Source organism: Psychrobacillus insolitus (genome assembly GCF_003254155.1).
Taxonomy (GTDB): domain Bacteria; phylum Bacillota; class Bacilli; order Bacillales_A; family Planococcaceae; genus Psychrobacillus; species Psychrobacillus insolitus.
The window spans coordinates 1,075,697-1,101,514 of sequence record NZ_QKZI01000001.1 but is presented as its reverse complement, the minus strand read 5'-3'; the positions used below and the strand labels follow the sequence as shown (position 1 = coordinate 1,101,514).

General features: G+C 35.9%; 25 protein-coding genes and 1 pseudogene. 21 read left to right on the top strand and 5 right to left on the bottom strand.

Annotated features, from left to right (window positions below; all coding sequences use genetic code 11):
• Positions 1 to 2 precede the first annotated feature (2 nt).
• The 18 genes from C7437_RS05505 (at position 3) to hprK (ending at position 17,630) form a co-directional block, all read left to right on the top strand.
• Positions 3 to 662 (top strand): GntR family transcriptional regulator, encoded by a 660-nt coding sequence (locus C7437_RS05505; RefSeq protein WP_111438614.1) that lies wholly within the window; start codon positions 3 to 5, stop codon positions 660 to 662.
• A 211-nt stretch (positions 663 to 873) separates the two neighbouring features.
• Positions 874 to 2,070: an MFS transporter gene (locus tag C7437_RS05500; protein WP_111438613.1), complete on the top strand. Its 1,197-nt coding sequence runs from the start codon at positions 874 to 876 to the stop codon at positions 2,068 to 2,070.
• A 251-nt stretch (positions 2,071 to 2,321) separates the two neighbouring features.
• Positions 2,322 to 3,182, top strand: coding sequence for an alpha/beta fold hydrolase (locus C7437_RS05495; RefSeq protein ID WP_111438612.1), 861 nt, complete (start codon positions 2,322 to 2,324; stop codon positions 3,180 to 3,182).
• A gap of 17 nt (positions 3,183 to 3,199) precedes the next feature.
• Positions 3,200 to 4,393, top strand: a complete 1,194-nt coding sequence (locus C7437_RS05490) for an acyl-CoA dehydrogenase family protein (protein WP_111438611.1) — start codon at positions 3,200 to 3,202, stop codon at positions 4,391 to 4,393.
• Positions 4,394 to 4,431: 38 nt separating this feature from the next.
• A complete protein-coding gene (locus tag C7437_RS05485; RefSeq protein WP_111438610.1) occupies positions 4,432 to 5,385 on the top strand; it encodes a VOC family protein in 954 nt (317 codons plus the stop codon).
• A 31-nt stretch (positions 5,386 to 5,416) separates the two neighbouring features.
• The gene (locus tag C7437_RS05480; protein ID WP_111438609.1) at positions 5,417 to 5,896 is read left to right on the top strand and encodes a flavin reductase family protein; all 480 of its coding nucleotides are present in this window, start codon (positions 5,417 to 5,419) and stop codon (positions 5,894 to 5,896) included.
• Positions 5,897 to 5,910: 14 nt separating this feature from the next.
• Positions 5,911 to 6,702: a 2-keto-4-pentenoate hydratase gene (locus C7437_RS05475; RefSeq protein ID WP_111438608.1), complete on the top strand. Its 792-nt coding sequence runs from the start codon at positions 5,911 to 5,913 to the stop codon at positions 6,700 to 6,702.
• Positions 6,699 to 7,577 (top strand): acetaldehyde dehydrogenase (acetylating), encoded by an 879-nt coding sequence (locus C7437_RS05470; protein WP_111438607.1) that lies wholly within the window; start codon positions 6,699 to 6,701, stop codon positions 7,575 to 7,577. Before C7437_RS05475 ends, C7437_RS05470 begins: the two co-directional genes overlap by 4 nt.
• Before the next feature lie 5 nt (positions 7,578 to 7,582).
• A complete protein-coding gene (gene dmpG, locus C7437_RS05465) occupies positions 7,583 to 8,593 on the top strand; it encodes a 4-hydroxy-2-oxovalerate aldolase (RefSeq protein WP_111438606.1) in 1,011 nt (336 codons plus the stop codon).
• A 241-nt stretch (positions 8,594 to 8,834) separates the two neighbouring features.
• Positions 8,835 to 9,788 carry a VOC family protein gene (locus C7437_RS05460; protein ID WP_111438605.1) on the top strand — a complete coding sequence of 318 codons (954 nt, stop codon included), beginning with the start codon at positions 8,835 to 8,837 and terminating at the stop codon, positions 9,786 to 9,788.
• A gap of 17 nt (positions 9,789 to 9,805) precedes the next feature.
• Positions 9,806 to 10,606, top strand: a complete 801-nt coding sequence (locus C7437_RS05455) for an FAD synthetase family protein (protein WP_111438604.1) — start codon at positions 9,806 to 9,808, stop codon at positions 10,604 to 10,606.
• 15 nt (positions 10,607 to 10,621) lie between these two features.
• Entirely contained in the window at positions 10,622 to 11,539 is a 918-nt protein-coding gene (locus tag C7437_RS05450) for an isocitrate lyase/PEP mutase family protein (protein ID WP_111438603.1), read from the top strand.
• On the top strand, positions 11,517 to 12,941 hold the full coding sequence (locus C7437_RS05445; protein WP_111438602.1) for an FAD-dependent oxidoreductase: 1,425 nt from the start codon (positions 11,517 to 11,519) through the stop codon (positions 12,939 to 12,941). Before C7437_RS05450 ends, C7437_RS05445 begins: the two co-directional genes overlap by 23 nt.
• A 10-nt stretch (positions 12,942 to 12,951) precedes the next feature.
• Positions 12,952 to 13,716: an SDR family NAD(P)-dependent oxidoreductase gene (locus C7437_RS05440; RefSeq protein ID WP_111438601.1), complete on the top strand. Its 765-nt coding sequence runs from the start codon at positions 12,952 to 12,954 to the stop codon at positions 13,714 to 13,716.
• A complete protein-coding gene (locus C7437_RS05435) occupies positions 13,709 to 14,152 on the top strand; it encodes a GlcG/HbpS family heme-binding protein (RefSeq protein WP_111438600.1) in 444 nt (147 codons plus the stop codon). The genes C7437_RS05440 and C7437_RS05435 overlap by 8 nt, the downstream gene beginning before the upstream one ends.
• 5 nt (positions 14,153 to 14,157) lie before the next feature.
• Positions 14,158 to 15,552: an FAD-dependent oxidoreductase gene (locus C7437_RS05430; protein WP_111439004.1), complete on the top strand. Its 1,395-nt coding sequence runs from the start codon at positions 14,158 to 14,160 to the stop codon at positions 15,550 to 15,552.
• 6 nt (positions 15,553 to 15,558) lie between these two features.
• The gene (locus tag C7437_RS05425; protein ID WP_111438599.1) at positions 15,559 to 16,401 is read left to right on the top strand and encodes an aspartate/glutamate racemase family protein; all 843 of its coding nucleotides are present in this window, start codon (positions 15,559 to 15,561) and stop codon (positions 16,399 to 16,401) included.
• Between the two features lie 305 nt (positions 16,402 to 16,706).
• Complete coding sequence (hprK, locus tag C7437_RS05420; protein ID WP_111438598.1) at positions 16,707 to 17,630, top strand: HPr(Ser) kinase/phosphatase; 924 nt, start codon at positions 16,707 to 16,709, stop codon at positions 17,628 to 17,630.
• A 98-nt stretch (positions 17,631 to 17,728) separates the two neighbouring features.
• Here the strand turns inward: hprK and C7437_RS05415 are convergent, their stop codons facing one another.
• Positions 17,729 to 18,349, bottom strand: coding sequence for a hypothetical protein (locus C7437_RS05415; RefSeq protein WP_111438597.1), 621 nt, complete (start codon positions 18,347 to 18,349; stop codon positions 17,729 to 17,731).
• Between the two features lie 522 nt (positions 18,350 to 18,871).
• Complete coding sequence (locus C7437_RS05410; protein WP_111438596.1) at positions 18,872 to 19,915, bottom strand: zinc-dependent alcohol dehydrogenase family protein; 1,044 nt, start codon at positions 19,913 to 19,915, stop codon at positions 18,872 to 18,874.
• A 126-nt stretch (positions 19,916 to 20,041) separates the two neighbouring features.
• Between C7437_RS05410 and C7437_RS17050 the strand changes: the two genes are divergently transcribed.
• Positions 20,042 to 20,338, top strand: coding sequence for a hypothetical protein (locus C7437_RS17050; RefSeq protein WP_211309973.1), 297 nt, complete (start codon positions 20,042 to 20,044; stop codon positions 20,336 to 20,338).
• Between the two features lie 38 nt (positions 20,339 to 20,376).
• Positions 20,377 to 21,309 (top strand): ketopantoate reductase family protein, encoded by a 933-nt coding sequence (locus C7437_RS05400; protein ID WP_170122322.1) that lies wholly within the window; start codon positions 20,377 to 20,379, stop codon positions 21,307 to 21,309.
• Positions 21,310 to 21,995: 686 nt separating this feature from the next.
• Here the strand turns inward: C7437_RS05400 and bcaP are convergent.
• The 3 genes and pseudogenes from bcaP to C7437_RS05385 all read right to left on the bottom strand — a co-directional run bounded on the left by bcaP (position 21,996) and on the right by C7437_RS05385 (position 24,779).
• A complete protein-coding gene (gene bcaP, locus C7437_RS05395) occupies positions 21,996 to 23,387 on the bottom strand; it encodes a branched-chain amino acid transporter BcaP (RefSeq protein WP_111438594.1) in 1,392 nt (463 codons plus the stop codon).
• 268 nt (positions 23,388 to 23,655) lie between these two features.
• Complete coding sequence (locus C7437_RS05390) at positions 23,656 to 24,147, bottom strand: hypothetical protein (protein WP_111438593.1); 492 nt, start codon at positions 24,145 to 24,147, stop codon at positions 23,656 to 23,658.
• Between the two features lie 360 nt (positions 24,148 to 24,507).
• Positions 24,508 to 24,779 (bottom strand): annotated as a pseudogene (locus C7437_RS05385) (alpha/beta-type small acid-soluble spore protein).
• 226 nt (positions 24,780 to 25,005) lie between these two features.
• On the opposite strand from C7437_RS05385, the gene C7437_RS05380 reads away from it, so the two are divergent.
• Positions 25,006 to 25,803: a histidine phosphatase family protein gene (locus tag C7437_RS05380; RefSeq protein ID WP_342767765.1), complete on the top strand. Its 798-nt coding sequence runs from the start codon at positions 25,006 to 25,008 to the stop codon at positions 25,801 to 25,803.
• Positions 25,804 to 25,818: the final 15 nt, after the last annotated feature.

Genomic DNA, 25,818 nt, shown 5'->3' with positions numbered 1-25,818 from the left:
TAGTGAAAAAGACACAGGCTTTTAATATTATAAAGCAAATGATTATTGAAAATCGATTTACAGAAAAACAAATGCTTGATATTAACCAACTTGCAAATGAGTTAAATATGAGTAGAACACCAATTCAAAAAGCTTTAACACAGCTTGAACAAGAAGGCTATGTAACTATTACACCTCAAGTAGGTGTGTTTATAAAGGCTCCATCATTACGTGAATTGCATGAGAGGCTTTCTTTATCGGTTTCAATAGATGTTTATATGGCTGAGCATGCTGCACATTTTATAAATCAGCAACAATTGAATGAACTATCAATTCTTCTGGACAACATGGAAAATGCTACATCAAATCTGGAATATGAAAAACTTGATCATGCATTCCATATGACTATTTATCAATCATCAAAGAATGAATATGCTTATAAATTAAATAAATCTAACTGGGATTATCTTAATTATGTGCAATTTACGCATGATATTTTTAAGGATCATTATAGAGAACAGTCTCAATTAGAACATCGTTTGATTTTTCAAGCACTTCAGGAAAGTGATGCATTTCTTGTTCGTGAATTAATGGAAAGACATTTAAGAAAAGCAGAAGGCTTCGTTCTAACTGAATTTGCAAAAAGAAAGCATACTAATCCTATATTAGTAAAAGAAGGGTAGTAAAAAATAGTAGTTTCTCATCAATAAACCACAAATAAATAACTGAAAATTTAGAAAGTATTGCAAACGAAAATCTTAAAGAATATTATTGAGTTAGGAAATGAAAACGCTTCATTTTGCCTGACTTTAAATCTTTAAAGTATCTTTGCAATATTTTTTTGCTATTAGTGTGGGTTTAAAATGCTTAGCCAAATTGAAAGGGGCATACTTGATGAAAAAAGGGATTAGTAAAAATTTCTTGAAATTTTTAATCGTTATTATTGCATTCCAGGACGTAGCTGCTGGAGTAGCCGGATCTATTATGGCAGATATCATTGCGGCATTTCCAAATTACAATCCGACAATTGTAATGCTTGTTGCAACATTCCCAGGATTAATTCAAATCGTTCCGGCACTCTTTTATGGTAAACTTTCTCGAATATTCAAGAAAAGAACACTGTTATTCACTGGATTAACTTTATTTATTATTGGCGGTGTAATGCCTTTCTTTTTAGATAGTCTGCCCTTAATTATTGCATTCCGAGGTCTTTTAGGACTAGGTGTAGGGATAACAATGCCACTCTCAGTGGATATTATCTCAGATTTCTTTGAAAATAGAGAACGTGATTTCTTAATTGGTTTTGGTGCTTCTACAATTGCATGCGTAGGTGCTATTTTCTTCCAATTAGTAGGTGGTATTTTGGCTGATGCATACGGTTGGCAATATGGGTTCTTAACATATTTATTCCCAATTTGGATTCTAGCAATTACTTTCTTATTTTTACCAGAACCAGAGAAGAGAGATGAAGTTGAATTACATTCATTGCAGAAGGTTAAGATACCTAAAGTTGTATACGGAGTATCATTTGGTCAGGTGTTTTTCTCAGCATTAATTTTTGGCTATGTTACTAATATTTCAGTAGTTATTCAGGGAGAAAATTTAGGTAATGCTACTGAAGCGGGGCTTGCAATATCTGTATTTACTTTTGGAACCCTTTTAGCAGGGGTGGTTTTTGGAATGATCAAGAGTAAATTTCAAGTCACGTATTTGCCTCTAGCAGTATTTTTAACTGGTATAGGAATGGGGATTTGTTATTTATCCTATAGCCTACCGATGATTTTTGTGGGTAGTGTTATTGGTGGCATAGGTATGGGAATTGGAATTCCAGGTGTGTTTGCACGAATTTCTGATGCTACTCCTAAAGGAGCTAATAATTCATTTGTAGGATTAGCTGTGGCAGCACAAGGAGTAGGTGGCATTATGGGACCATTTGTTTTTGCTGCTATATTAAATGTACTAAATCAAGACATTGGTAGATTCCCATTACTAATAAGTACAGTTGGTTTGTTTATCTTAGCTGTAGTTTGGTTTGTAGCTGTAAAAATACCTACACAAGATGCAACAGATACACAAGTATCTTTTGAGTAACTATTAGGATTTTGTTTAGATGCGCTTGAAGGGTGAATTTTCTTAATATTCGAATTATGTTATTAATTAACTGAATATCTTTGAGCTGGTTATTATAGTCTGCTCAAAGATTCAGTGAAGTAAAATAAGTAAATTTTTTTGAACTAGCTAAAATTTTAGTTTACAAATTTACAAGTGAATTTGAGTTAATCTAGGAAGTTTAATCATATAATAATCAGTCTAAAATTTTAATGGAAGTAGGAGATGAGTCAATGTCAGTTATATCAAGAAAAGTTAAAACGGGAAGTTATGAATCTTATATGCATGAAGGAGGAAATGGAAATTCAGAAACTATTATTTTTCTTCATGGAAGTGGTCCAGGAGCAAGTGCTCAAGCAAACTGGAAACATATATTACCACAACTGAGTGATAAATTTCATGTAGTGGCTCCAGATATATTAGGTTTTGCGGATACAGATCATCCGATTGTCTATCCAAAAAATGGAGCTCAGTGGATGACTGAGCGCGTAAATCAAGTGTTAAATTTAATGGATTCATTAAATTTAGAAAAAGTTCATTTAGTGGGGAATTCGTTAGGAGGGGTTATTGCTTTGCATCTTGCTATGTATGCCCCAGAACGTTTTGACCGCATTGTATTAATGGGTGCAGGGGGCGGATTAACGCAACCAACACCAGAATTAGCAAAACTAGCAAACTTCCATAAAGATCCAAACCCGGTTGCATTTAAAAATCTTCTTCGCTGGTTTTTATATGATGACACTGGAAAAGAAGAGTTAATAGACAATATTGTAGCAGAACGATTACAAATTTTTGAAAGAGAAGATGTACGTAAATCGTATGAAGAAAATTTTTCGAAGTCACAGTTATCGGATATGCTCGTCCCTCCATCTGCATTGAAAAGAATGAAAAATCCATTCTTATTAATCCATGGCCATCAAGATAGATTTGTACCATTAGAAAGTAGTTTATATGTATTAGATTATTTAGAGGATGCAGAGTTACATGTATTTAAAAAATGTGGGCACTGGGCAATGATTGAACAAGAAGAGCAGTTTGTAAAACTAGTCCGTGAGTTTTTTAGCAGAACAGCAGAAGTCACTGTGGAAGTATAAAAAAAGGAGGAATTTGTATGAGTCAAGCAGTAATGGACGTACGTAAAATGTTGGTGGATAAAGCGTCGGATTTGATTCCAATGCTTCGAGAAGAAAGCTCTAAAATTGACGAAAATAGTGAATTATCAAAAAAAGTAGTAGATGCTTTAAAGGAAAATGGTCTACTAAAAGTTTTACGTCCAAAAATGTTTGGTGGCTTTGAAACAGACATGCGTACTTACACAGAAGTAGTAACTGAAATTGCTAGAGGTAACGGTTCAGCTGGATGGTTTGTATCGTTAAGTAATATTCGTGATTATATGATTTCTTATGCCTTTGGAAGAAAAGCATTAGATGAAATTTTTGATAATAGTGAAGAAGTTATTTTAGCTGGAAACTTTAAACCTATTAAGTGTGATATTGAAAAAGTAGATGGTGGCTACCAAATAAATGAAGCACAATGGCCATTTGTTTCAGGAAGTACACTTGCTACTTGGTGTTATTTTGGATTTCCTTTGGATGATGGAAACGGTGGAATCGAAATGGCTATTATGATGGTACCACGAGATGAATTAGTAGTACTAGATGATTGGAATGTTATGGGCTTAAAGGGTTCCGGTAGTAATAGTGTCTTAGCAAAGAATGTATTTGTTCCAGAGCATAGAGTATCGTTAGATCGATTGGCAAACCAACGTCATTATATGATTGATGAATTACGAAATGTCCCACTTTACCAAACACCTTTTGTACCATCATTAACTTTATCGATCATATGTTCTGTGTTAGGTATAGCGCAAGCTGCTATGGATTTACACATGGATCGGGTACAAAAATCTGGGATTGGTAACACATTTTATCAAAAAATGAGTGAAGCACCTTTAACTCATATGCAAGTAGCACAAGCTCAATTGAAAATTGATTCGGCGGAGTTACATTTATATCGTGCGGTGGATAAGTTAGATGACTATTCAAAACAAGGAAAAGAATTGACACTTGAAGATTCAATTAAAATGAAAGCAGATTTTGGATATGTCAATCAATTATGTAAAGAAGCAATTGATTTAATGACTGCAGGAGCTGGATCTGTATTTGCCTATAATACTAATCAGTTTCAGCTAGTTTATAGAGATTTTCTAACGATGCATTTACATGGTTTTATTACACCTTCAAGTTTAATAGAAACGTATGGTCGTGTGATGTGTGGTCTTGAGCCCAACACTTATTTTGTATAAGAAGCTTAAATATATCTAATTAAATGGAGGAATAAAATATGAGTAATCCAGAAATAGCTAAATTAGGTCATTTTGCATTAATCACAACTGACTTAGAGAAATCAAAATGGTTTTTCTCTGAAATATTAGGACTAGAAGAAACAGAAACAGTAGATGGTGTTGTTTACTTACGTGCTTGGGGAGATTTTGAACATCATACGTTATCTCTACAACAAGGCGATGAGTCAAGAATTGATCATATTGCATGGAGAACGAAGCGGCCAGAAGATGTGGATGCATTCGCTAAGATACTAGAGGAATCAGGAACAGAAGTAACGTGGGTAGATGCAGGGGTAGAAGCAGGGCAAGGACGTGCAATTCGTTTCAAACTTCCAAGTGAACATAGCTTCGAACTTTATTACGATGTAGAAAAGCCATTAGCTGCACCAGAAAGAAGATCAGTATTAAAAAATCAAACGTATAAATCTTGGGCAAAAGGAATTTCTCCTAGACGAATTGATCACGTGAATTTATTGACATCTATGCTTGCGAATGAAGTTTCCGACTTTTTGGAGGAAAAATTAGGATTTAAAATGCGTGAATGTGTTCAAGCGCCTGATAATAGCTTAGTTGGAGCATGGTTAAGTGTAACACCGTTAGTGCATGATATTGCTATTAGTCATGATCCACAATCACCAACAACAAATCAAATTCATCATATTTCCTATTGGTTGGATAATTCACAAGATTTACTTCGTGCAGCAGATATTCTTACTGAACATGGAATTGAATTTAAAGGCCCGGGAAAACATGGTATTTCGCAAGCAATGTATATTTATGCTATTGATCCAGGTAGTGGAGTACGTGTAGAGATTTTCACTAATGGATATTTAATCTTCGAACCGGATTGGGAGCCAATCGTTTGGACATTAGATGAAATGGATATTGGTTTTACGTATTGGGGAGATCAAATGGATTCAAAAACAGAAAATAATCCAACAATCAAAGGATAAAAAGAATAAAAGAATATAGGAGGTTATTTGAATGGAAGATCGTTTATTTAGAGACGCAATGGGGAAATTTTCAACTGGTGTTACTGTGATTACAACTGAATTTGAAAATGCACCTCATGGTATGACAGCCAATGCTTTTATGTCTGTGTCACTTGATCCTAAATTAGTAGTAGTTTCAATCGGACATAAAGCTCGGTTTTTAGAAAAAATAAAAACTTCTAGAAAATTTGCAGTCAATATATTAGCTGATAACCAAAAAGAATATTCGATGACTTTTGCAGGGCAAATAAAGGATGAGATTGATATTAAATTTGAAACTTTAGCTGGATTACCAGTTCTACCTGGTGCCTTAGCCCAAGTAAGTTGCGAAGTGGTTTCCGAATATGTTGAGGGCGATCATACTTTATTTATTGGAAAAGTGCTAGATATTAAATTAGAAGAAGGGAATCCATTATTGTTCTTTGGTGGCCGATATCACCAACTAAAAGAATTAGAAGTCATCCAATCATAAGGAGTGGAAGAGATATGAATATTGTCGCTGCTGCTGAAGCATTATTACAAGCAGAAAAAGAAAAGAAACCAATTGCTCCTTTTACATCTTTAATAGAAGAAATTTCTATTAAAGATGCCTACCAAATTCAAATTTACCAAATTGAGAAAAAAGTAGAACAGGGTGCTCTTGTTAAAGGGAAAAAAATTGGTTTAACAAGTAAAGTCATGCAAGACATGTTCAATGTTTCTACACCTGATTATGGACATATTTTAGACAATATGATTTTTGATGAAGGTAGTCCGATTCATGTAGAACGTTTTATCCAACCAAAAGTAGAATTTGAAATTGCGTTTGTTTTAAAAGAAGATTTAATCGGCCCTAATATTACTGCTAAAGATGTGATTGCTGCGACAGCGTATGTTGTCCCAGCAATTGAAATTATTGATAGTCGAATAGAAGATTGGAAGTTTAAATTTGAGGATACAGTTGCAGATAATGGTTCATCTGCAGGTGCTGTTATTGGTCAACGTCAAACTAAAATTGGCAATGTTGATTTAGTAACTGAAAAGTTGAGCGTATATAAAAATGATCAACTTATAGATGAAGCAACGGGCGATGCTGTTATGGGGAATCCTGTGCATGCAGTCGCATGGCTAGCTAACACATTATCGGAATACAATATTTCTCTTCAAAAAGGAGAGATTATTCTAGCAGGCGCCTTAACAAAAGCGATCATTTTCGAACCAGGTGATACGTTCACAGCTAAGTTTGAAACACTTGGCGAGGTAAGTATATCTTTTACTGAGGGCGGTGTAATATCTTGAATAGATTAAAAGTTGGTATAATTGGTTCTGGTAATATTGGAACAGATTTGATGTATAAAATTGAGAGATGTGATTTTCTTGAGATGAAAGTCATGGTTGGCATTGATTCAAAATCAGAAGGATTAGAACGTGCTAAAAGTAGAGGATATGAAACAATTGATACTGGGATAAACGGTCTAATGGAGAAGATAGATCTTGTGGATATTGTATTTGACGCGACAACAGCATATGCTCACCGTTTACATAGTGAGAAGCTAATAGCAGCTGGGAAGAAAGTAATTGATTTAACACCAGCTGCAATTGGACCTTTCGCTGTACCAAGTGTCAATTTAACAGAGCATTTTGAGGCATCAAACGTAAATATGGTAACTTGCGGAGGACAGGCAACTATTCCACTAGTACATGCTATCAATAGAATTATTGATGTTGAATATGCAGAAATTATTGCAACGGTTGCAAGTAAAAGTGCTGGACCTGGAACGAGAGCTAATATTGATGAATTTACACGTACTACTTCAAAGGCTATCGAGCAAGTAGGAGGAGCCAAAAAAGGGAAAGCTATTATTATATTAAATCCCGCGGAGCCTCCTGTTATAATGCGAGATACGGTTCATGTTCTTGTGACTGAAGAGGGGCATGAAGAGTCAATTATTTCTTCTATTAAATCAATGGTTGAGGATGTACAAAAGTATGTACCAGGCTATCGATTAAGAGGGGAACCACAAATAGATGGAAAAAAAATATCTGTATTTGTAGAAGTTGAAGGAGCAGGTGATTTCTTCCCTCCATACTCTGGAAATTTAGATATTATGACAGCTGCGGCTGCAAAAGTAGCAAATGAACTTGCAAAGCATTTATTAACTTCAAAAGTATAGGAGGAGTGGCAGTGAATCGATCGTTTGAAATATTAGATGTAACACTACGCGATGGTAGTCATGCAATGAGGCACTCTTTCACCGAAAAACAGGTTGAAGAAACGGCTAGAGGTCTAGATAAAGCAGGTGTTTCTTATTTTGAAGTATCACATGGTGATGGCTTAGGAGGATCTTCTTTACAATATGGATTTTCTAAGGTAAATGAACTGAAGTTAATAGAAGCTGCATCTTCAGTATGTAGTCGAGCAAAAGTATCGGTCCTACTTATTCCAGGTATCGGAATAAAAGATGATTTACAGGATGCAGTTAAAGCAGGAGCCAAGATGGTACGTGTAGCAACGCATGTAACCGAAGCTGATGTTGCCGCTCAGCATATTAATTTAGGCAGAGAGCTTGGACTAAAGACAGTTGGATTTTTGATGATGGCTCATATGGCATCTACAGCTAAAATCGTAGAACAAGCTAAACTATTCGAGAGTTATGGAGCAGAAATTATCTATGTAACAGATTCAGCAGGTTATATGTTACCTAATGAGGTGACTGAGCGTATTAAAGCATTAAAAGAAAATGTTTCGTGTGAAATAGGGTTCCATGGCCATAATAATTTATCCATGGCAATGGCTAATACAATAGCTGCAGTGGAAGCTGGGGCATCTTATATTGATGGTAGTCTAAGAGCTTTAGGAGCAGGTAGTGGTAATACACAGACAGAGGTAATGGTAGGTGTATTCGAACGTCTAGGTTATAACACAGGGATTAACCTATATGATATTTTAGATGTTGCAAATGATGTAGTTGCACCATTTATGCAAAGACCACAGGAAATAACAGGTTCTAGTTTAATTTTGGGATATTCAGGTGTTTACTCTAGCTTCTTACTTCATACTCAGTCTGCTGCTCAAAAATTTAATGTAGATGAGCGAGATATTTTAGTTGAACTTGGGAAAATGAAAGCAATTGGTGGTCAAGAGGATTTAATTTTTGATGTGGCACAACGTTTAGCTTTAAACGTGTAATTAATACCCTCCATTTTATTTATAATGGAGGGTATTTTTACTTCAGAGAACTTATTATCCTATTTTCTTCGTTACTATTTATTGAAAAATTTCTTTTGAATAGTCTTGTACAAAAGAAAATCAATAATTATTATTGGTTTTCTTTTGTTTTTTGAACTATTTTTAATCTAGTATAATCTTTGGAATTTTCATACAATTTAACAAACCACTAAAATTTTAGTTAAGTAAGGAGGAAAGAGATATGGGGAAACCTGAAATTGCCAAATTAGGCTATGTAGCATTAGTAACAGCAGATTTGGAAAAATCATTGTATTTTTTCAGAGAAGTAATTGGATTAGAGGTTACAGAGGAAGTCGACGGAGTGTACTATCTTCGGGCATGGGGAGACTTCCAACATCATACTTTGTCTTTGGAACAAGGAGATCGTGGATATGTACGTCATATTGGTTGGCGTACTAAATCAAAAGAAGATGTACTCCTTTTTAAAAACAACTTAGAACAAGCTAGTGTTGATGTTGAATTCATAGAAGCTTGGGATACACCAGGAATTGGAGAAGCGATACGATTTAAACTACCAAGTCAGCATACTTTTGAGTTGTATTTTGATATAACTCGCCCAGAAGTTGAAGAGCATCGCAAATCAGTATTAAAGAATCAAACATATAAATCATGGGCTAAGGGAATATCTCCACGTAGGTTTGATCATGTGAATATCCATACTTCAACAGATGTAGATCAGACTTACTCTTTTTTAGAAAACGTGCTTGGTTTTAAAATGCGAGAGTTTTTACGAGATGATGATGGATCCGTGTTAGCTGGGTGGATGAGTGTAACACCGCTAGTGCATGATGTAGCAGTTTTATCAAAGCCTAATCTTCCAACACCAGCCAGATTACATCATATTTCCTATTGGACAGATGATTCACAGGATATTTTAAGAGCTGCAGATATATTAAGAGAAAATGGAATTGAATTTATTGGGCCAGGTAAACATGGAATTACGCAAGCGATGTATTTGTATGTGATGGATCCTGGCAGTGGATGTCGAGTAGAACTGTTTACTGGAGGTTACCTTATTTTTGAACCAGATTGGGAACCGATTGAGTGGACGATGAAAGAACGAGCTATTGGTAATACGTATTGGGGAGATTCTGTGCAAGATAAAGAGGCTAATAAAATTACGATAGAAGCCTAAATGGAGGTGGTTGGCAAATGCATACAATTGAAATCAATTTCAATAATTTAGATTTTTGGCAAGAACATATTCCTAATCATGTGATGGCATTAGGATTTTTTGACGGACTTCATAAAGGACATCGCGAAGTAATTAAAACAGCAAAAGAAGTAGCGATTGCAAAACAATTACCTATGTCTGTCATGAGTTTTTTTCCTCATCCTAAAAGTGTTTTATCTAATGGTAAAGAACAAGTCGATTATTTAATGCCATTGGATGAGAAAAAACGTGTATTAGAAAGCTTGGGTGTCGATTTCTTCTTTATTGTAGAATTTAATTTATTATTTGCTAGCTTATCTCCGCAGCAATTTGTATCTGATTACTTAGTAAACTTCGGTGTAGTTCATGCTGTATGTGGTTTTGATTATACGTATGGCTATAAAGGTATTGGAAATACGAGTCGTTTAAGAGAGGATTCTAATTTTTGTATAGAAGTAAAAGAAGTTCAGTGTGTTAAATTTTTCGGACAAAAAATTAGTTCGACTGCTATTCGCAATTCGTTAAACGCTGGGAAACTACAGGAAGTTCAAAAGTTATTAGGAAAACCATATGAGGTTAAATGGCATAGGTATGAGGGGCTATTGCCTCAATACACAGTACCAAAACCGGGTGTATATTTTGTCACTCTTGAGAGTAAATGTGGTTCTTATTCATGCAATATTAAAGTATTACAGAATAGGGAGTTACATATAACAAGCAATAAGTTAGAGAATTGTAAGTTACTTACAATTCGTTGGCATTATAAAGTGGAAGAAGAAAGTTGTATGGCTACTAGTTAGATAGGGGATGAAGATTTGTCAAAGATAAATGTGTTTCAAGAACTTATTAGGCAAGATAAACCTTTTATATTACCGGGTGCTTATGATGCCATGACAGCGAGATTAATAGAAGAGTTTGAATTTCCTGCAATTTATGCAACTGGTGCAGGAATATCAAATGCTCAACTTGGTTGGGCGGATGTTGGATTAACAACAGTGAGCGAAATTGCCGACATCGTTAGTCGAATGTCAGATGTAACAACAATTCCTATAGTTGTCGATGGTGATACCGGATTTGGAAATGCCATTAATGTCATGAGAACAATCAAACAATTAGAGCGAGCTGGTGCTTCTGCGATTCAATTAGAAGATCAAGTATCACCTAAAAAATGTGGACATTTTAGTGGGAAACAAGTGATTACTAAAGAGGAAATGGTTGGGAAAATTAAAGCCGCACTTGATGCTCGAACTGACCAAAATTTGGCTATTATTGCACGGACAGATGCACTTGCAGTGTATGGAATGGAAGAGGCTATAGATCGTGCACATGCCTACAAAGAAGCAGGTGCAGATGTTCTATTTGTGGAAGCGCCGACTACAATTGATGAATTAAGTCTAATCACAAAAGAAATACCAAATGTACCTCATATTATTAATCTAGTAGAAGGTGGTAGAACACCTCTTGTTTCATTAGAAGAAGCTGAGAAATTAGGCTTTCAAATTGTGTTATGTGCAAATACAATATTACGTTCGGCAATTAAGGGCATTCGAGATAGCTTAACTATTTTATCAAAAGATGAATCACAAGCAAATATAAAAGACTACATTTGCTCATGGGAAGAAAGACAAGAATTATTTAAATTAAAAGAAATTAACGACTTGGAAAAAAAATACGCTGCAGAAAATTTTAGTGGATATGGGAGGGTAAAAAATGGCGAGAGAAGTAGATTTTGATTTGGTCGTGATTGGTTGTGGGGTTGCTGGAACATCCGCAGCACTAGCAGCTGTAGAAAAAGCGAAAGAACAGGGTAAAGAATTAAAAGTTGCCATTTTAGAACGCGCACCATTTGATCAACGTGGTGGGAATTCTCGTTGGACAGCTGCCTACATGCGTATGGAAAATATTGATACTCCAGCTGAAAATCTTGTAGAAGATATGCTGGATTTCTCTGATCATTATTCTGATCGTGCCTACATTGAAACACTTGCAAAAGATGCTGGCCCAACTTTACGGTGGGTAGAATCCAAAGGTGTAGAGTTCGATTATTTACCTACAATGTTTTTAACAGCTGCAAAACCACGCCTTTTACCTGTAGGTGGAGGGCGAGCAATTATTGATGCTTTATCCTTACGAGCAAGAGCTCTTGGAGTAGAAATTATGTACGAATCAACTGCTTGGGATTTAATATTAGACGATGATGGTGCAGTTGAAGCTTTAAAGGTTCGTATTAATGATGGTTCTTCCGTAACTCTTAAAGTAGGTTCAGTGATTTTAGCATCAGGTGGTTTTCAAGGAAGCCAAGAAATGATGGCTCAATATATCGGGAAAGATGCACATAAAATTCCAACAGTTGCGGAAGGGGGATTATTTAATAAAGGAGAGATGATTCGACTTGCGCTAAAAATTGGGGCAAAAAGTGCAGGACAATTTGATTCCTTCCATGCAGAAACCGTTGATCCTCGAAGCAAACGTGAGGAAGCTGGAGTTATGCTCTATCCATACGGTATTTTAGTGAATCAAGAAGGGAACCGATTTACTGATGAGGGAATTGCTACGATTGATGAACAGTATGAGGAAGTAGCTCGCAAGATTTTTTATGATTGTCCAAATCATTTAGCTTATATGATTTCAGACCAACAAATCTATAATATTCCTGGTTATGAGGAGGCACTTCAAACCGAAGTAGAAGCAATTGAAGCAGAAACTATTGAAGAGCTTGCACTTAAAATTAATGTTTCTCCAGAAAGATTACTAGAAACGGTAGAGCAATTTAATCATGCTGTTCAGCCTGGTGAATTCTTATGGAATAAGAAGGACAATAAAAAAGCGATCAACATTACACCTCCAAAATCCAATTGGGCAATTCAAATAAACCAAGGTCCGTTTGTTGCGTACCCTATTATTTGTTGCAATGTATTTACAAATGGTGGGTTAGCAACTGATATTAATGGGCGTGTTTTATCCAATGATGATGTGCCAATTCCAGGATTATATGCTGCAGGTGAAACTGCTGGTTTGTATTATGGTAAGTATCCAGGTGGTACATCTGTACTTAGAGGTCTTGTATATGGCAAAAGATCCGGAGAACATGTTGCAAATTCTATTCCTGTAAAAAAAGAAGCGTATGTAAAATAGGAGGGAAACTATGGTGCTAGAGCTAAAAGGTCAGGTAGCGTTGGTTACTGGTGGGGGAAGAGGGATTGGACGAGAAACATGTATCTTGCTTGCTTCACTTGGTGCAGATGTCGCAATTTGTTCCCGTTCCGTGCAAGAATGTGAAGAAGTTTCTGCGTATATTCAAAAAACGTATGGAACAAATACTGTAGTTGTCACAGGTGATGTATCAAAAGAAAAAGATGTAGATACTATTATTGATCGCGTCAATAACACACTTGGACCCGTTTCTATTTTGATAAACAATGCAGGTGTAATGAGTTTAAAACCTTTTGTTGATACTTCTATAGAAGAGTGGAATTGGGTTCATGATGTTAATGTAAAGGGTCCATTTTTACTAAGTAAAAAAGTAGTGCCTGACATGATGGAACGTGCGGAAGGTGTCATTTTGAATATTTCATCGATCTGGGGTACAAAAGGTGGACCAAACCGCAGTGCATATATCAGTTCAAAACATGCCGTTATTGGGTTATCAAAAGCACTTGGAGAAGAATTAAAGCCATATGGTATTCGAGTTAATGCTATTTGTCCAGGACCAGTTAATACAAAAATGACAGATGATTTAGGTCCAGATCTAAATAAAGAAGGCTGGCTAGAACCGATTGACTTAGCAAACATTATTGTTGATCTTTGTTTACCTAAAATGAAAGCCATAACAGCGTCATCAATTGAAGCATTTGGAGCAGGGCAACCAGTTTCAACTAAAAAAATGAGTGGAGGAAAAGAAAATGAATAAAATAGTAACATCAATAGAATCAAAAAATATTAGTTTAGAGCTTTCTATCAAATTATTGGAGGCGGCTGTAGTAAAGGGTAAAGAATTAGGTATGCCATTTAGTATTTCAATTGTTGATAAAGTCGGAAATTTAAAAGCATTTTCTGCTATGGATGGAGCTCCAGTATTGAGTTTAGAAATTGCACAAAATAAAGCATTTTCAGCCGCAGCATATAATCGTCCAACGCATGAATGGTATGATCGTTTAAAAAATGATCCACCATTATTACATGGTATTGTGCATACAGATCGTTTAATCATCTTTGGAGGCGGTTATCCCATCTTGATAAATGGTGAATTAATCGGAGGTATTGGTGTAAGTGGGGGACATTATACACATGATATGCAAGTATGTGAAGCTGCGCTTGAATTACTTAAGCAATTTGAGGAAGTGTAATGCCTATGGAAAACTATAATATTATTATTATAGGAGCAGGAATGGCAGGGTTATGTGCAGCTGTTGAAGCGGTTTCTAATAATGTTCGCGTACTCATTTTAGAAAAAGAAAATGAAATAGGCGGCAGTTCTTTACTTAGTGGAAGATATATGGCATTTGCAAATACAGATTTACAAATGCAAGAAGGAATTCAAGATTCAACAGAAATGCTCGTAAATGACCTACTTACGGTCGGAGATGGTGCCAATGAAAGGTCTCTTGTAGAAGCTTATGGCCAGCATCAACTAGAAACTTATCAATGGTTAATAGAAAAAGGTGTACAATTTCATGCGGTTCAAGCAGTAAGTGGACATAGTGTGCCAAGAGGACATCAAATTACTCCTAAACAGGCAATCCAAACATTATTTGATCTTGCCAATTCAAATTCCAATGTTACTTTTCTATTAAATGCAGATGTTAAAAGATTGCGTAAAAATAACGAAGGTAAAGTGACGGAAGTTTTCTATGTGAAAGATGGAAAAGAATTCAATGCAATTGCTGAAGATGGTGTAATTATAGCTTCTGGTGGGTTTTCTAAAAGTGAAACCTTATTGAATGCATTTGCTCCTCAATTGAAGGGGGCGCTTCGAATTGGAGGTAAAGGGAACGTTGGAGATGGCATCAAACTGGCATGGGAACAAGGTGCCTGGATGCGGGACTTTCCCTTTCTAAAAGGGACTTATGGTTTTCATCCATCAGCAGATGGTCCTCGTAAATCTCAAGGGTTAGTCTTTTACAAAGGTGCAATCATTATAAACGCGGAAGCAAAACGGTTTGTGAATGAATCAATTTCTTATAAATTAATTGGAACAAAAGCTTTAGAACAATCAGATGGTATAACCTATCAAATATGGGATCAAGCAATTATGAAAGAAAGTGTACCAGGAGATGCATTATATGACTTTGACAAGTTACTAGATTTAGGATTAATTGAACAGGCTAATTCACTGAGTGAGTTAGCACAAAAAATTGATGTGCCAGAAAAAGCCCTACTCGAAACGATTCAAACATATAATAGCGATGTAAGTAAAGGTGTAGATCAACAGTTTGGACGTAGCACTTTAACACATAATTTTGGCAATCCGACAACGATAAGTGAAGGACCGTTTTATGGAATGCGAACAACTGTTGCAATGCTGGCAACTTATGCAGGTATTGCTGTAGATGAACAAGCTAGAGTATTAAATCCTTATAATGAGCCTATTGAAGGCTTATATGCAGCAGGAGAACTTGTTGGAGGGTTTCATGGTGCTGGCTATATGACAGGAAGCTCTCTAGGAAAAGCCGCTATTTTTGGAAGGATAGCTGTGCGTACAGCTATACAAAATATAAATACTGAAAGTTTATTTGTAAAGGGGTGAGTTGAAATGAAGATTTGGCATCAAAGTCTGACATCTATTGAAAGCATTCCACAATATCGCGATGCAGTAGTCAATCATATTCAAAAAGTAGCTCGTCCAGATGTTGAGGTTGTGTTGCATGGAATGTCGAATGAAACATATCCAGCTCAATATCCGGGGCACTTTATTACGTATAATTATTTGCAAAGTCTGCATAAGGAACAATTTATTAAAAATGCTCTAATCGCGGAAAAAGCAGGATATGACTGTGTTTTCATTGGGACTATTCCTGACGTTGGATTATTGGAAGCACGTACACTTGTAGATATTCCGGTCATAGGCTATGGACAGGCTTCATTTCATGTAGCTTCGATGTTGGGGGATACTATTGGTATTGTAAATTTTTTAGAACCTTTAACGGATCAATTGAAATTTAACATAGAGCGATATGGTTTAGGGTCCAAACTGGGTCCAATTGTACAAACGAATGTTGGTTTTTATGATATTCTTGAAGGCTTTGCTAATCCTGGTCCAGTAATACAAGCTTTTACTAATGCAGCTGAAAAAGCAATCGAACTAGGTGCAGATGTAATTGTCCCGGGTGAAGGACCAATGAATGTATTTTTAGCTACCCATGGTATTAGTAGAATTGGAGACGTGCCAATCGTCGACTCATTTGCAGCAGGTATTAAGATGTGTGAAACTTTTTATGATTTGAAAAAAAATTCTGGTGTAACAATGACTAGAAAAGGATATTTCAACGCGAAACCTCCAGAAGAGGCTGTAACAAAACTAAGAGAGTTCTATAATTTAAAGAGTGATTTACATGCAGAATCGGACTATGGTCTTTCTGTGAAGGTTCCTTTTTAACGCAGTATCGAAAATTCCTTTTTTAATGATACTTTGTAATATAAAAATGGATGGATCTATAATATAGATTTTGGACTTACGCTAAAATAGTGAGACAATATAAAACACCTTCAGTTTGAGTACACTTGCAATAAGTACTTAAATCGGAGGTGTTTTTACCTGGGCAAAAATGTGCAGCGTCATCATTTAAAAATCTTTTGTTGAAATAAGATATAAATGGTATATTTTATACTAAGAGTGGTTACAAATTAAATGAAATTTTAAAGTGTATGTTAGATGTCATCTAGAAGGCGAGAGATTAAAAGATGAAAATAATTACTGTTAAGGATATTGTCCGTAAGTTCTCATTTAAGGTTTTAGCTGGACATGATCAATTGCATAGACCATTAATACATAATAAAGTACGTCGTCCAGGACTTGAGTTTATGGACAAATTTGATTTTATTACGACCGGGTATGTACAAATTTTAGGGAAGAATGAAATAAATTATTTACACACATTAGAAGATGAAGAATGTAGGCTGCGCATTGGGAATATTGTTAAATATAATCCTCCGTGTATTATCATAACATCCAATCAAGAGGAACCTTTAGGATTAATACAATATTGCGTAGCTGAAAAAATTCCGGTCTTACAAACTCCTGATTCAACCAGTGTTTTAAGTGCGAAGTTAGATGCATATGTAATGAAGGGAATGGCACAAGAAATAGCCATTCACGGTGTTTGTGTGAATGTTGCAGGAATGGGGATACTTTTACGAGGCAAGTCAGGTGTTGGGAAAAGTGAAACAGCTCACACATTAATTGGCCGTGGACATCGATTGATTGCGGATGATATTGTTGTGCTGAAAAAGCTAAGCCCTCAAACATTACTTGGAACACATAATGAAAAGAACAAAGAATTTCTTGCCTTGCGAAGTATCGGTTTGTTAAATGTAGTGCGACTTTACGGGAGAGCATCATTTCAAGAAGAAACACGAATTGCGCTTGATATTGAGCTGACAAAGTGGGAACAAAATGACCTTAATAACGAATTAGAGTTAGAAACAAAGTTTACCGATTATATGGGGGTTCAAATTCCACATATTCAAATTCAACTTCAGCCAGGCCGTGATGTAGCAGGTTTAATTGAGGCTGCAGCAAATAATTGGTATTTAAAGCAACAAGGTTATAGTGCTGCGGAGGATTTTGTACAACGACTCGAAAAAGACTTTGATAATTCAAATTAAATATTCATACTCATTTTGTGAAGGCAGCTACTTGCATTATTAAAATTAAGTAACGAAAACATGCTACCGCAATTTACGGTAGCATGTTTTCATTTTCGTTATTGTACTGGGTTTGGTGCAGATGCGTTTTTGTCAGTTGTTTTTGCAGATGCGATTATGATTGATGTATCCATATTAGGTATAGACTTATTAGCGGCACCATCTGCTTTAGGGGTGTTGGAATTAGCAGCAGCTGCTTTTGTAGGAGGCTGACTATTTGGTGTATCCTTCGGAGCTGCCTGCTTTTCAACATTATTAGCTCCGGAAGGAATAGGTGATTCGGCCATATTTGCCACGCTGTTCATCATTTTTTCAACTTGTGGTGCTATGTTTCCGACCATCTGCTTTATGTTTCCGCCCGCTTGTCCGGTGCTACCACTCGAAGCGTGTTGTCCGGATTGAGTTTTGCTATTCATTGTGGAATCAGCATTAGCTGATGCGCCTTTTGAAGCATTTTCGTTCATCATATTTTGCAATGTGTTACTAACCATCGCTTTTGTTGCACAAAACTTTGTTGCGCCTTCAGCTGCTGTCATGGAACCTAACAAGACGAGCATTTGACCTTTCCTGCTTTTCTCATCATGCATAAGCCTGACAGTACCATATGCGGTCATAATTGATCCCAACATGAAACGAGTGAATGCACTTTTAGAACTGATATTTTGTTGGTTTTGAGTCAACTTTGTGAAACCTCCTTTATGAATTTTAATAAAAGCGTCTAAAAATTTTACTATTACTTAGGCGCAATGGAACAAGTGAACGTCTAAACAATTGTTCGGACATTTCAACTTTATAATCCCCAATTATCTACTGATTATACGTATCGTTTAACTTGCCTAATGTTTTTAAAAAAATTATTAAAATGTTCAAAAATAAGAATTCATTTTCAATTTTAATCCAATATATGAATACCACAATTACAAAAAAATATGAAATCCAAAGTATTTGGAGAAAAGAAAGGGCTTACTCTTGTCGTTTGCAATTCCATATATTGTGGAAGCAATTGGTATTTGGGCTGTACAAGAAAAATATGGTCAAGTTGCACAAGCAAAAGCACAAGTAAAACTAAAAGAAGCAAGCTTATAAAAAAATTATAAATCCTTACATATATATCACGGTGAACCGTACCATAAGTAAGTGCAATTTCAGTATGGCATAAAAAACAAGAGCTCGGTATGGAACCGAGCTCTTGTTTATATAGCTTATTTAAAATCAATAATGATCTTGAGTGCTTTTTCTTTAGCAGCGCTTTTGAATGTGTCATAAGCTTCTATAATATTATCGAATGTGAAGTTGTGCGTAACGAGCTCTTCAATTTGGATCTTTCCGTTTACTAACGTTTTTAAAAGCATAGGGATTGTGTTTGTAGATACAAGCCCAGTCGTAATCGTAACATTACGAATCCAAAGGTCCTGTAATTGTAAATCTACAGGTTTTCCATGTACTCCTACGTTTGCTAGATGGCCACCAGGAGCTAAGATTTTTTGGCATATGTCGAATGTGGCAGGGTATCCTACTGCTTCGATTGCAACGTCGACGCCCCGGCCGCCTGTTATTTCTAAAATTTCCTTTATGGCTGCATCCCCATCTTTAGAGATGATGGTGTGTGTAGCACCAAAACGCTTTGATTCCTTTAGTCGGTTTTCATCTAAGTCCACCATAATAATTGTAGAGGGTGAATAAAATTGAGACGTTAATAATACGGACATCCCGATTGGACCCGCACCTACAATGGCAATGGTGTCGCCAGGAGAAACTTGACCGTTTAGTACACCGATTTCAAAGCCGGTAGGTAAAATATCAGAAATCATAACGGCTGCATCGTCAGACATCCCTTTTGGAATGTGGTATAGCGAGTTATCAGCGTGTGGAATGTGTACGTATTCTGCTTGTGTACCATTAATGAGGTGCCCTAAAATCCAACCCCCATCTTTACAGTGCGCGTATAACCCAGTTTTACAGTAATCACAAGTGCCACAGGCTGTAACACATGAAATAATAACCTTATCGCCAACTTTAAAGTTTTTCACTCCTGAACCAACTTCTTCAACGATACCGATGCCTTCGTGGCCTAAAATTGTTCCCTCTTTACAAGCAGGTACATCGCCTCCAAGAATGTGTAAATCGGTACCACAAATAGTTGTTTTCGTTAACTTGATGATTGCATCACTATCATTAATAATACGCGGCTTTTCAACCTCACGTACTTCTTTTTTTCCTGGACTTGCATATACTAAAGCTTTCATCTTATGGCCTCCAATAAGTTTGCAAATTTTCTCACACTCAAAGTATTAACAAAAGTTAGGTGAAATAAACAGATTTTTTGTAAGTTAAAGATAAAATTAGACATTTAAGTTGCGGAAAAATACATTTTGCAAATCATTGAAGTGGCATTTCAACTTTTTTGGAGTGCTGCTTTTGAGTTAATGAAACCAAGTTATTCACTAATTATTATTACAGTAGGAACCCGATTAGCGTGGTACGATACATTAGGAAAGACATATACGACAGTAGACTATCAACATTTTATTGAACTTGTAGCTACGGAAATTGAAACCTCACTGGCCCTTTTTAAGTACAGTATAAAAACCGCATTTAGCTATGTTACGGAGAACCACATCATAAATAAAGAAGTTCTTTTACTAATAGACATTATATCTAAATTATGATAATACTAGTATTAAAGAGATATGGAGGTTGTCCATTTATGAATATTTTGGTACAAGGTGCAGGAGCTTTAGGTGCTTACTTTGGTGGTAGACTGTTAGAATCAGGTCAAAACGTTTCATTTTTTGTGAGAGAAAAACGGGCTGCTCAATTAATTAAAGAAGGCTTGAAAATAAATAGTCCCGAAGGAAACTTTGAAAGCAAAGATGTAACTGTTTATACATCCCCTGAACAAGTCAAAAATATAGACTTAGTAATACTAGCTGTAAAAGGATATCATCTTGACCAAGTCATACCACAAGTTCAAGCAATCGTTCAACAAACGGGGGCGTGTGTGCTACCTCTGTTAAATGGTATGGAGCATTTGGAGAGACTACAGGAAGCGGTTGGAAAAGAAAAAGTGATAGGGGGATTTGCTTCTATCATTGCAACACTAAATGCACAAGGTCATGTCGAGCATACAAGTGGAGGTAGTGCTATAAAATTTGGAGTTCTTCATAACGAACAAACAGAAATATGTGAGCAATTAGAAGAAATCCATCATCATGTTAAGGCCAATTTGTTAAGAGAAGAAAATATTCTAAAACATATGTGGAAAAAGTACATTTTTATTACGGCGTTATCCGGTATAACTTCAGCGATGCAGTTGCCGGCAGGATTTATAGCAAGTACAGAGGCGACCTTTACTGTTGCAAAAAAGGTAATCTATGAAATGAGCATGTTAGCTAAGCAAGAGGGAATTAGTTTAGCGGAGCAGGAAGTAGAAATGATGGCAAACAATTTAAAAGGTTTTAAAAAAGACGCAACATCTTCCATGCATCAAGACATGAGAAAAGGGCTTCCTTTAGAAGTCGAACATTTACATGGAGGAGCACTGCGTTTAGCTGTCAAAAATCATGTGACTGTTCCTGTGATAGAAACGCTATATGGCATATTGAAACCATATGAAAATGGCAATCCGAATTTACGATAAAAGTAGTTCTGAACTTTAACACTAAGGGGTCAATTCTGTTATAAGAATTGACCCTTTTTTCTTTGATTTAGTTAGGTGCGCGAGGGATAAAAAAACAAGATAGTGCTCCTCAAATGAACCTATTAATAAAAATATCTCAAACCTCAAATATGCCCAAAACTCACATACGACTTATCCGAAAATAAGTACAAAAACAGTAGAAAAGTCTCTTTCGGCACTTAATATTGGATAAGTCGTATAGTCATTTTGCTATATTTTATAAAGCATGATTAATAAATTAAATCGAAATATTAAACGTGTAGAAATGAGAGGTGTCAATCTAATTACAGTACTTGGGTTGATTTCTAAGAACGCGACGGACAAGCAATCGTAACAGGATTTCTTTCTAGTTTATTCAATTACCATAAGTTTTGTCCAAAGTGAATTAGCAATGACTATTCCTGTGATAGAAACGCTGTATGGCATATTGAAACCATATGAAAATGGCAATCCAAATTTACGATAAAAGTAGTTCTGAGCTTTAACACTAAGGGGGCAATTCTGTCAGAAGAATTGCCTCTTTTCAGGTCATAATACTTATTTCATTAGCATCTGTTCGATTGTGCAGGGAGTCCATTTTTATCGAAAAATAGAGAAGAGAGCGTACATTGTCTTTGAAATACAATGTACGCTCTCTTCTTGATTTCTTATTCTTTATTCATTAGGCTATGCTTTCTACCATAAATAAAATAGACAAACAATCCAATTGCAAACCAAATCCCGCTTGCGATCCATGTATGAACGGAGAGTTGGGTAATTAAAAATAAACATAATACAAACGAACAAATCGGTAAAACTGGGAAAAACGGTACTTTAAACCCACCAGTTGGTATACTCTTATCTTTCCTTAAGTAAATAACTCCAATGGAAACGATTGTAAATGCAATTAATGTTCCCATGCTTACTAATTCTGCCAGTTTAGATAATGGAACGATGCCAGCACAAATAGCTACAAGTACGGCAAATGTCCACGTATTTTTAACGGGTGTATTATATTTTTTGTTAAGCTCAGACATACTTTGCGGAAGTAATCCATCACGGCCAAACGCGTAAAGAAGTCTTGTTCCTCCATATAACATCACAAGTATAACCGTTACCATCCCGACAACAGCACCAAGAGAAATTACGCCTGCCACCCAATCTAGGTGAACGAGCTGCATAGCAAAGCTGACTGGGTCACTTACGTTTAGACGTGTATATGAAACCATTCCAGTTAAAACAAGCGAAACCGCTATGTAAAGTAATGTACAAATTAATAATGAACCAATAATTCCAATTGGTAAATTGCGTTGTGGATTTTTAACCTCTTCAGCCGCTGCTGAAACAGCATCAAACCCAAGATAAGCAAAGAAAACAATGGCTGCTCCGCTCATAACTCCATTTATACCGAACGGCATGAATGGCTGCCAATTAGCAGGCTCCACATAAAAAATACCTACTCCAATAAATAATAGAATAACACCTACTTTAATAAATACCATAATCTTATTAAGCTTTGCAGATTCTTGTATCCCGCGAGTTAACAATAATGCAATGGCAAGTACAATAGCAATAGCAGGTACATTCACATAAGTTCCATCTGCTGGATTAAAAGGCCCCGAGATTGCCTTTGGAATGGTGATATTAAATCCTTCTAAGAAAGCCGACAAATAAGAGGACCAACCAGTTGCGACAGAAGCAGCTGCCAAACCATATTCTAGTAACAAAGCCCACCCAACTAACCACCCAACTAATTCTCCAAATACAATATATCCATACGTATAAGCACTACCTGTTACTGGTATAGATGAAGAAAATTCTGAATAACACAAACCTGCCAATGCACAGACAATAGCAGCTATTATAAACGAAAAAACAATAGCTGGACCAGAACTACTCGCCGCTACTGTTCCAGGAAGGATGAATATACCTGTTCCGACAATGGCACCAACTCCAAGCAACACTAAATCAAATGCGCCTAGCGTTTGCTTTAGCTGGACATCTCCACTTTTTTTAAGTAATGTTCCGACATTTTTTCTCCTGAATAACACATTTTTCATTTTTAACCCTCATTTTTCCTGAAAACCTGCTAAAATTTTATACGTTTATTCTAGAAAGGTCAAATGTTTTTGCTTTTTTTGCGAATTTTGTCGAAAAAAAGTTAATTTGAAGTCGATTTGAGAAACAGTGGTAAAATTAGTTTCTGCAGATTGGTACATATTATCCTTAAATGAAAGAACTATTTTACTTCGTGTCTGTGCAAAAAAAAGCACAAAATGAATTAACCATTTCATGCGAAAGTTTGAGATGAATACAAACCTATAATTTCTAACACCAAACTATAACTTTATAAGGGGTAGTTTGGGCGGGAATACTTCTTGTAGTAGGACCATAGATTACAATTAGGTTTCGGTTTGCAGGGTTTCTTGTAAATGATTGCCCATTTGTTAATAATATTTGAGTAAATGGTGAAATATTTAATCTTAATTGCCCATCACTACTCACTAATTGTTCATTAAAGTAGTCTACTTTTACATTTTGATTTTGGTTATCTTTTACCATAACTATTGCCCGATATTGTGGTGGGAAAATAAAAGGAGTAGGGGCGTTTCCATCATAATATCCAGTTACTCTATCGCCGACTGTTACCATTACATGGTCTACAAAGTAAGTAGTGGGTGACACCACGAAATTTACTGAAGATCCATTTCCATTATCTACTGATATTAATGTATAACAACCTTCTCCTTCACCATTTACACCTATCATAAAATCACTAATCATGGTGACTGTGCCATGAAAAGATTGAAAATTTATCATCCTCATACCTCCATCGATATTTAATCATTTCCTTATTATGCTATTCATTCCTAAGACTTTGTGTTATCTGTACTTAATTAACAATAAAAGTGGCAACAAAAAGGGTTATCAAAGTGGCCTGTATAGCCACTCTGATAACCAATTTAACATATCTTTATTTGTTTAATTTGTTCTTCATTCGGTGTGAAAAATGATGCCATACACAACAGGTGTAGCTGAAAATAAATCAGAAGGCTATCCGATTAATAGTTCTTTTTTAATTTAAATGCAAATATATGCCGGAAAAGGCGGAATAATTATTTCGTTCTAGTTATACAATAAGGTAGCCGCTGATCCTAATTTGTTGGATCAGCTGCTATTTCATTTTCTCATCATCTGTTCTTGAGCCATTCTTATCATTTCTTTCACCATGTTACCGCCAATCGGTCCACCTATTTTTCCAGCTGTTCAGCTGTAAGTTTACCGTTATATCCCTTATTCAATGGAATGCCTAGTTCATTTGCAATTTCGTATTTTACATCATTTGGATTGCTAGTATCTACGTTATAACCTTGCTCTTTCATAACTCGGGACTTGAGTTTGTCTAACTCGCCGCGAGCAGAGGGGACTAATATCTTATTCTTCTTTGCCATTTTTCTTCACTCCTTTTTTGTTAGTCTTTCTTGGGAATGAAACTTTACTCATATTGATGCAGTATGTAATGAAATTTTTCTATGCATATTTTCTTTATCACGTGGGATAGTCTAATAAACCTATGGATTCATCTTTTATATCGAATAGGCTAACATAATTAACATTTCAAGATGGATTACATAGATTGAAGTAGTCAAGAAAAGCTAATTTGAAGGAGAAATTAAATTGATTGACCAACAATGTGAGGGTATAAATCAACGTATAGAACAATGGGCATTGTTCCATTTTGCACAGGAAGACCAATTCAAACGTTTAAAAATGGCATCTGTAAACAATCCGGCCTTATTTTATCAATATGGGGAGCAGCAATTTTTTAATAAAGCACTTGCATTTCGATACAAAGCAATGATAGCGGGCTCGCTGATACCATATACAAAAATGGTAGAATCAGCTGAAAATAATACTCAAATCAGTCGAGAGGTTAAACCGTTGCTTAATTTGCTTCTTAATGGAGGATATATTTTGTATACAAGGCATGGGGAATCAACCGTGGGAGAAGATCAAGCGAATATAGACTTTCAAAATTGTTCTACACAACGAAATTTGTCTGGAAATGGGAAAAGACAAGCCGTAAGCTATGGAGAGATACTTCGTAGTCTATATATCCCTGTTAATTTTCCTGTCCTTGCGAGTCCTTTTTGCAGAGCAAGAGAGACTGCTGAATTGGCTTTCGGAGAAGAAAATGTCCAAGTCGATCCTTTCTGGGGTGAAATATATAAGTTGAGCGGTCATTTGAACGAAAGAGAACAGGAAAGAATATTAAAAGCCCTTCAATCAGCACTAGAAATCATACCACCACTGGGAACTAATAAGGTTATTATCGCGCACAGTTTTCCAAAAGCGTTTGGTTTGAATCAAATTCCAGACATGGGAACTGTAGTTGTGAAACCTCTTGGGGATGGAAAGGGGTATGAGGTTGTCGCTCTGATAACTTTAACAGAGTTGTCGGATTTGCTTAAATAAATTGAAAAAGGTTAT